This window comes from Pseudoalteromonas sp. APC 3691 (assembly GCF_030408135.1).
Lineage (GTDB): Bacteria > Pseudomonadota > Gammaproteobacteria > Enterobacterales > Alteromonadaceae > Pseudoalteromonas.
The window spans coordinates 93,399-100,447 of record NZ_JASDCB010000006.1 but is presented as its reverse complement, the minus strand read 5'-3'; the positions used below and the strand labels follow the sequence as shown (position 1 = coordinate 100,447).

The following is a 7,049-nucleotide window of genomic DNA, read 5'->3' as shown; positions in this document are numbered from 1 at the left end:
TGTTATCTCCCAAAGCATGGAAGTTATTGTGGTTAAAGAGAATAAAAACACCATTGCCTGAAACTGCTCCAAATATGTCATGGGCGTATCAGGAACTGGCAAAGTTAGGAGGCTGGAAAGATACCAAGCGCACAGGGCGTGCATCTGTGAAAGTGTTATGGAAAGGATGGCTTAAGTTACAAGCCATCCTGGAAGGCTACGATTTAGCAAAATCTCTTGAGTCAGACTTGTGATCAAGAGACAGCCTATATCGGCGCCTTTTTTATGAGTTTTATCAGGGCCTGTTTATCTTTCGAGGTTAAATTTGCAGCAGGCTGTTTGGTATTTAGGCAAGGCAGAGCCTATGTAGTGTGGTTATTCCCCATAAATAGGCGATAACGTAGCATAGATGCCAAACATGCGCTGCCCGAAGGGTTCTGCCCCGGGGCAATTTACTCTTTGTTACTCGGTTTTTACTTATTCTTACATGGATGTAAGCCATTAGAATAATGCAGGAGCAGTTATCGAGCCCACTAGGTTACAAACCTCGCGCCGCGATTAAATAGCCCCTAGATTGAACAAATTTTAATCCTGAAAGGTCAACAGGACCTAGAATCAAATAAGAAAAGGAATAGCTCTAAAATAAAAGTTTTTAAGTCATTACAGACATATTGTTATTTATGTTGTAAAGTTTGTGTTAATTGGCATTGAATTTGTATTAAATAATGCTCTCAAGGAAGGGATGGAGTATGCAACGTTGTGTTTTACGAAACACTGACAAGCATGCGAAGAGCTAAGTTTTATAGCTCACAGCTTAAATAAAGTTAAACGCTTTCTTGTGAGAATGTTTAACTGAAATGTAGTGTAAAAACACTGCTTTCAGGACAACTAATACATGTTTATATATAAAAAAAATAACATTCGGCTTTTACTTAGCTTGCTAATGCTTTTATTTGGTACAGCATGCAGCGTCTCGCCTGAAATAAAAACCATTGATGAACAACCTCAAAGTAACTCGCCTGACTACGTATCAATTACAGCCCTTGAACTTGCACAGCTAAAAGATGCCGCAATGCAGTGGCAACAAGCTCGTGAAGGCATAGAGCGAATTTTAAGATTAGAAAAAGAAATAACTTACCTCGTAAATCATATCGATATTATAAACAGCAAAGCTATTGCGCAGTCTAATCAAGGGTATAGCAGCAAGTCTGTACGCTCACCACGAAACACACGTAATGTTAAATCACGCCAACAAGTCAAACAAAATTACAGTAATAAAAAACAAACTGTAAAATTAAATAAACCTAAACATGTATTTGCTTTACAGGTAGCTTCGGTTGACTCAGAGCAAGGTATGGCTAAAGCATGGCAAGAGCTAAATACTAAAGCAGCACCGTTGTTTAGAGACAAAATATTGACTAACGTAGAAACCGCCAAAATAAACGACAAAATGTTTTACAGGCTGAAACTTGGCTCTTACCAAAACTTTAAAAATGCAAAAGCAGACTGTGACGTATTCAAACTGTACAAACTCGATTGCATAGTAAGTAACTACACTGATAAGCCAGTAAAGCTGTAGTTAAAATAGAAACTTGCTTAAAATCTGTTTATCCATAAAATACACCCTTCATAATTAAATGCGTTTAGGGGTATATGACCCCATAAAACAACGTCATTTCAGGGAAGGAAAATGCTTTTAAAACGGAGCTTAGAATGCATGATGCTAATGGGTGTACTTGTTTTATCTGCATGTAACTCATCTCAACAAGTTAAAATGGCTCAAGCAACCCCGCAACCGATTCTTATTGAAAAGTCTGATTTGGAGCTGCTCAAAAGCTCTGCGGCACAATGGGAAAGCTCTCAACCAAAAGTAGAGCAGCTACTCAAGTTAGAAAATAAATTAACGCAGCTTGCTACTAACCTAAAACAACTAAATGAGTCTGATGTTCTAAATACTCGTGTAAATGATGTAGTTAATAACGAAAGTATATTAAAAACCGATTCGGCATTGTTTGCTTTGCAAATTGCCGCTTTTAAAAATAAAAATGCATTGCAAAAGAAGCTCAGCGAATTTCAAAAAAAATACCACAAAATATCATCTTATCCACTGAGATAAATGTAGAAACCGTAAGTGTTAATAACACAACTTTTTATCGATTGAAGTTAGGTGCTTATAGCAATTCAGCGGATGCGAAAAATGATTGTTTAGCTCTTATAAAGCAACAAGTAGCATGTTTTGTTAGCTATTATGTTCAACAACCTTACAAACAGTGATCTTTAGGCATAATAATTGCTTTAACTCTTATATATTTAAAAGAGGATGGCAACTATGCGCCTGTTATTGCCCTTATTATTTGTAAACCTAGCAGCTTGTAGTTTAACGCCTCAACCCGAGCCGAGTGTCAGTACTAATGCTCCCAAAGCAGCTATGGCAGCCTACACAGTAAGCGAATACGTTAATAACTTAACAGCCCAACTTAATAATCTTCAAGGGCCGCTAAGTAGAAATGCACGTATTGGTGTAAGTAGCTTTTTTCTTGCCGATAAGATCGACTCAAAACTAATGACAGAGCAAGGTTTTGGTTTAAGCCAACAGATCCAAGAAAGTCTTTTAACTCAAATGACCCAACTGGGATATAACACCGTTGAGTATAGATTGGGAAACAACTTAAACTTATCAGAACATGCCGACAGTATACTCAGTCGTGATTTAAATAAATTACGCGCTCGTCAGAATATTGACTTAATTATTACCGGCACAGTGACCCGTCAGCAACACGCTTATATTGTAAATGCACGTTTGATAAATATTAATAATAAACAAGTTTTGTCTGCCGGCAGTACAGAGATCCCAATTAATGTAATGTGGGGCAATGAAAAAATACAGCAACGCGATGGCTACTTATACCGCAGCGAATACTAACCAGGAGCACAAAATGAGAAATCTATTAATTACCCTCTGTTTACCTTTGGGCTTTGGCTGTTCGCATATACTAAATGGTATGAATACAGGTACGGATGAGACCCAGGTTCAAAATAATAACCAAACAACGCAACTCGTTAATAATCAGCGTGATGTTGCAGATCCAGTATCCAATGACCGTTTATTTCAATCGGACTTTGCTCAAAAAAATAGTCATACTAAGCCGACTCCGCCAATGCGAAAGAACATAAACCATTATGTACGCGGGATAATGCAAGACATGGTTGAAAATCTGCAATATGTTAATGGAAAAACACCATTAGCTGTTTCAAGCTTTGTATTTTTAGATGATGATTTTAATGACAGTAGTTTACTGGGTAATCAAATATCAGAAAGCTTTATGCACGAGCTACATAATTTTGGCATACCCGTTATTGACTTTAAAACAACCGACTACATGCGTGTTACACCTGAAGGAGACTTTGTATTTAGTCGAGATTATTTAGAGCTTAACCAAGATCAAAACTTTAAATACGTACTCGCTGGCACATTAGTGAGTAGTCAAGGAGGAGTCCTTGTAAATGCACGTATTATTGGGCTGCAAAGCAAAGCCGTAGTAGGCACTGCGCAAGGTTTTATTCCGCAGTCAGTTGTTGATGCACTTAATAGTAACTACCGCACTGATGGCATAATGCTTAAGCAAGCAAGCAAGTGAGGCTAACTATGTCGTATATACTAATTACTATCGTTGGATTTACTACTTTAATTGGGTTAACAGGCTGCTCAATGACGCATAATAATGAGCATAACGAAAACACAACACGAACAGATTACACAGTAAACGGTGGTAATGATCAGCTTAATATTGCTTATAGTAATCAAGCAATACAATTGCAAGTTGAATACGATCCATCTCAGCAGTTCACACCACTTAAGCACCATAAAACACTTGCTAACTATGTAGAGCAAATGGCACTTGATTTGGTTGATACGCTTGAATTTGAAAGTGATACCGACACCAATATTAATATTGCCGTTACTACCTTGGTCGATCTTGATTCATCGCTTACTAAAAGCAATCAATTGGGTAATCAAATATCTGAGACGTTAATTCATCAGTTACAAAAGTTTGGTTATGGCGTGGTTGATTTTAAAACAACCCAAACAATAGATGTAAATAGCCGTGGTGATTTTGCTTTTTCACGTGATATTGAAAAGCTTAGTGAAGAGCAAATGGCGAGCCATGTATTAGCGGGTACATTAATTTATCGCCATGATGCTGTTGTTGTAAATACACGTGTAATTAACGCGCATACAAAAAAAATCGTCGCAAGTAGTCGAAAACTAATCCCAATTTATGTACTAAATAAAGAAGATATATACTTATCAAGCAATTAAGTTCAGTTGTCGCTTGATATAAAAAACCAGATGCCGTTATAATTCACACCTCTAAGCACACAGCTTATTTGTGGCCTCTTAGTTAAATGGATATAACGGCCCCCTCCTAAGGGGCAGTTGCAAGTTCGATTCTTGCAGGGGCTACCAAAAACACATTTCATACCACTTCACGTTGTACCAAAAAACTCTTGAAACCCATTAAAATAAAGGTCTTTAGCTTTCACTCTGTTTTAAGAGGTATCGCCATAGTGCAAGTTTTTAGTTACACTGGATGTTACACCGATCATATTTTGTACTTTCGGTGTAACATTAAACCGTAACCAAATGAAAATTATAGAAAGAATTAAGATTTTTATATTTTCTTGCTTTATAAGCGTTGGTTGCCCGTTCGACAGTGGAGCGTTAAATGCCTAAATTAGTTACCCCATTAAATGACACGCAAATCAAAAAAGCTAAACCAAAAGATAAAGAATATCTTTTGGCTGATGGCAAAGGCCTAGCTCTACGAGTTAAGCCCAATGGTTCAAAAATGTGGTTGTTCACATACTCCAAACCTTATACAAAAAAAAGAGCCCAGATTAGTTTTGGTATGTATCCAGATGTAACTTTATTTGATGCTCGAAAAAGCCGAGGTGAGGCTAGGGCTCTATTAGCAAAAGATATAGATCCCAAAGAGCATAAAGAGGCATTTAATAATGATAAGGCTGCTGAAGCTAAAAATACATTTGAAGCAGTCGTTAGAGAGTGGATAGCCCTTAAAGAGCCAAAGGTAACTGCGAAGTATGCTTTTAATTTACGCAGGGGTTTTGAGCTTCATCTTTTTCCTTATTTGGGCAAGGTACCTATAAGTAAGCTATCGGCGCAACAAACTATTGAGACATTAAAGCCTTTAGCCGCAGCTGATAAGCTAGATATACTTGGGCGTATATGCCGTCGGATTAACGAGGTGATGGAATTTGCTATAAATACTGGGCGAATACAATCAAATAATTTAAGTGGCATCAGTAAAGCATTCGACTCAGCTACCCATGAAAGTATGGCTAGCTTCACTCCCCAAGAGCTTCCTAAACTTATTAGTACAGTGAATAACGCGAGTATTAAGTTAATGACGCGATGCTTATTTGAATGGCAACTACATACTATGGTTCGTCCAGGAGAAGCAGCTGGCGCAGCCTGGCATGAAATAGACTTTGAAAATAAGCTATGGAATATTTCAGCCGAACGAATGAAAAAGCGCAAACCCCACGCGGTGCCACTCACCCCGCAAGCATTAGCTATACTCGAATATCTTAAGCCTATTAGTGGTCATCGAGAGTTTATATTCCCTGCGGATAAAGATCCTAGAACACATGCTAGTCGTGAAACATTGGGCGCAGCATTTAGACGTATGGGGTTAATAGGTAAACAAACTGCGCACGGTTTACGAGCGCTTGCAAGTACTACGTTAAACGAGCAAGGGTTTGATCCTGATGTTATAGAAGCAGCTTTAGCTCATGTAGACAGTAATAAAGTGCGCGCTGCTTATAATCGAACTGATTATTTAGAGCGCAGACGTAAAATGATGTGCTGGTGGTCTGAACATATTGAAGAAGCTAGTAGAGGTAATTATTCTGTTACTGGTAGTCAGCATTTAAAAGTAATTTAAGGAGGTCTAATGAAAGGATTTATAACTTTCAATGTCGCTTTATCGATGTTCTCATTTGATAAAGAGGTAAATATAAACAGTAAGACTATTAAATTAATCGACCTTTATTTAAGTGGCGATATTGATTTATATATTGAGCTCAACGGGAAGCATGGAAGGAAGAGCTTTCCCTATAGCCGGATAGGAGAACCCTATAATGCGATCAACGATTTAGATCGCCTTATGAAAGATGGAAAAATTGGAGATATTATTGGCGATATTTTAACCTTGGCCGAGGACGAGGAAAAAGAAAATTTACCTAAGAAGCTAAATGATATAGTTTTTTCAGCGGCAAAAAAAATCTATTACTCAGAGAATATTAATGATGGAGTAACTTCATACACTCCTATTAATACAGAAAAAAAAGTATTTACTAGCGGTCATGATTCATTTGCCCACAAGCGAGATATTTATGGTTCCAGTTCCAGTGCAGAACTTTTTGATGAGGACGATCTATACAGTTTAGAAGGTATTTATAAAGTTCCCTTAGAATATGGGCAATATTGTTTTCATCGCTTTAGAACAATAACTACTTATGGTGAGGATGAGAAAGAATTAAGGGAAAGAGGGATTAATTTAGCCTTAGGTGGGATTGATCGAGTTGAGTCATTGGATGGACAATTGTGGACTTTATATAGCAATAACTTAGATAAGGCGATTGAAGGAGTATCTAAGGAAAACCTTTTATATCCAGATATAGTGTTTCCTGATTTAAATTCTTTTTTATTATCAAATCAGCAAGCTTTAGCTATTAATCAAGAAGGGAGTAAGACTAAAAAACGCCCTATGTCTACAAATAGGCATGAAGATACCAGAAGATCAGTTCTTGATGCTGCTTTTTATGAACTTGCAAATAATTATGAAAATTGTTTAAAAAATGGAGAAGTAAGAGCTGCTCAAATAGCTGAATCTATATATGAAAACTCTAAAACGCATTGGCCCGATGGTTGTAAAGTTAATCAAAGAAGTACAAAAACCTCGCCTACACCATTAGAGGTAAATACAATGGCTGATCATATTAGAAAAATTATAAATATTAAAAAAAGTTAATTACTTACAATAAGT

At 37.1% G+C, this 7,049-nt stretch carries 8 protein-coding genes, 1 tRNA gene and 1 pseudogene; all 10 read left to right on the top strand.

Annotation, left to right across the window (positions count from 1 at the left end; translation table 11 throughout):
* A pseudogene (locus QL998_RS03660) lies at nt 1-233 on the top strand (IS4 family transposase); the annotation flags it as partial.
* 641 nt (nt 234-874) lie between these two features.
* Nucleotides 875-1,558: an SPOR domain-containing protein gene (locus tag QL998_RS03655; protein ID WP_182197072.1), complete on the top strand. Its 684-nt coding sequence runs from the start codon at nt 875-877 to the stop codon at nt 1,556-1,558.
* 111 nt (nt 1,559-1,669) lie between these two features.
* Nucleotides 1,670-2,095 carry a hypothetical protein gene (locus QL998_RS03650; RefSeq protein WP_182197074.1) on the top strand — a complete coding sequence of 142 codons (426 nt, stop codon included), beginning with the start codon at nt 1,670-1,672 and terminating at the stop codon, nt 2,093-2,095.
* Nucleotides 2,029-2,253: an SPOR domain-containing protein gene (locus QL998_RS03645; RefSeq protein ID WP_182197107.1), complete on the top strand. Its 225-nt coding sequence runs from the start codon at nt 2,029-2,031 to the stop codon at nt 2,251-2,253. Before QL998_RS03650 ends, QL998_RS03645 begins: the two co-directional genes overlap by 67 nt.
* Before the next feature lie 55 nt (nt 2,254-2,308).
* On the top strand, nt 2,309-2,902 hold the full coding sequence (locus tag QL998_RS03640; protein WP_024606239.1) for a FlgO family outer membrane protein: 594 nt from the start codon (nt 2,309-2,311) through the stop codon (nt 2,900-2,902).
* Nucleotides 2,903-2,915: 13 nt separating this feature from the next.
* On the top strand, nt 2,916-3,617 hold the full coding sequence (locus tag QL998_RS03635; protein WP_010553226.1) for a FlgO family outer membrane protein: 702 nt from the start codon (nt 2,916-2,918) through the stop codon (nt 3,615-3,617).
* Nucleotides 3,618-3,625: 8 nt separating this feature from the next.
* A complete protein-coding gene (locus tag QL998_RS03630) occupies nt 3,626-4,300 on the top strand; it encodes a FlgO family outer membrane protein (protein ID WP_024606238.1) in 675 nt (224 codons plus the stop codon).
* Between the two features lie 72 nt (nt 4,301-4,372).
* A tRNA-Arg gene (locus tag QL998_RS03625) sits at nt 4,373-4,447 on the top strand.
* A 259-nt stretch (nt 4,448-4,706) separates the two neighbouring features.
* Nucleotides 4,707-5,945 (top strand): integrase domain-containing protein, encoded by a 1,239-nt coding sequence (locus QL998_RS03620; protein WP_290192164.1) that lies wholly within the window; start codon nt 4,707-4,709, stop codon nt 5,943-5,945.
* A 9-nt stretch (nt 5,946-5,954) separates the two neighbouring features.
* Nucleotides 5,955-7,034 (top strand): hypothetical protein, encoded by a 1,080-nt coding sequence (locus tag QL998_RS03615; RefSeq protein ID WP_290192163.1) that lies wholly within the window; start codon nt 5,955-5,957, stop codon nt 7,032-7,034.
* Nucleotides 7,035-7,049: the final 15 nt, after the last annotated feature.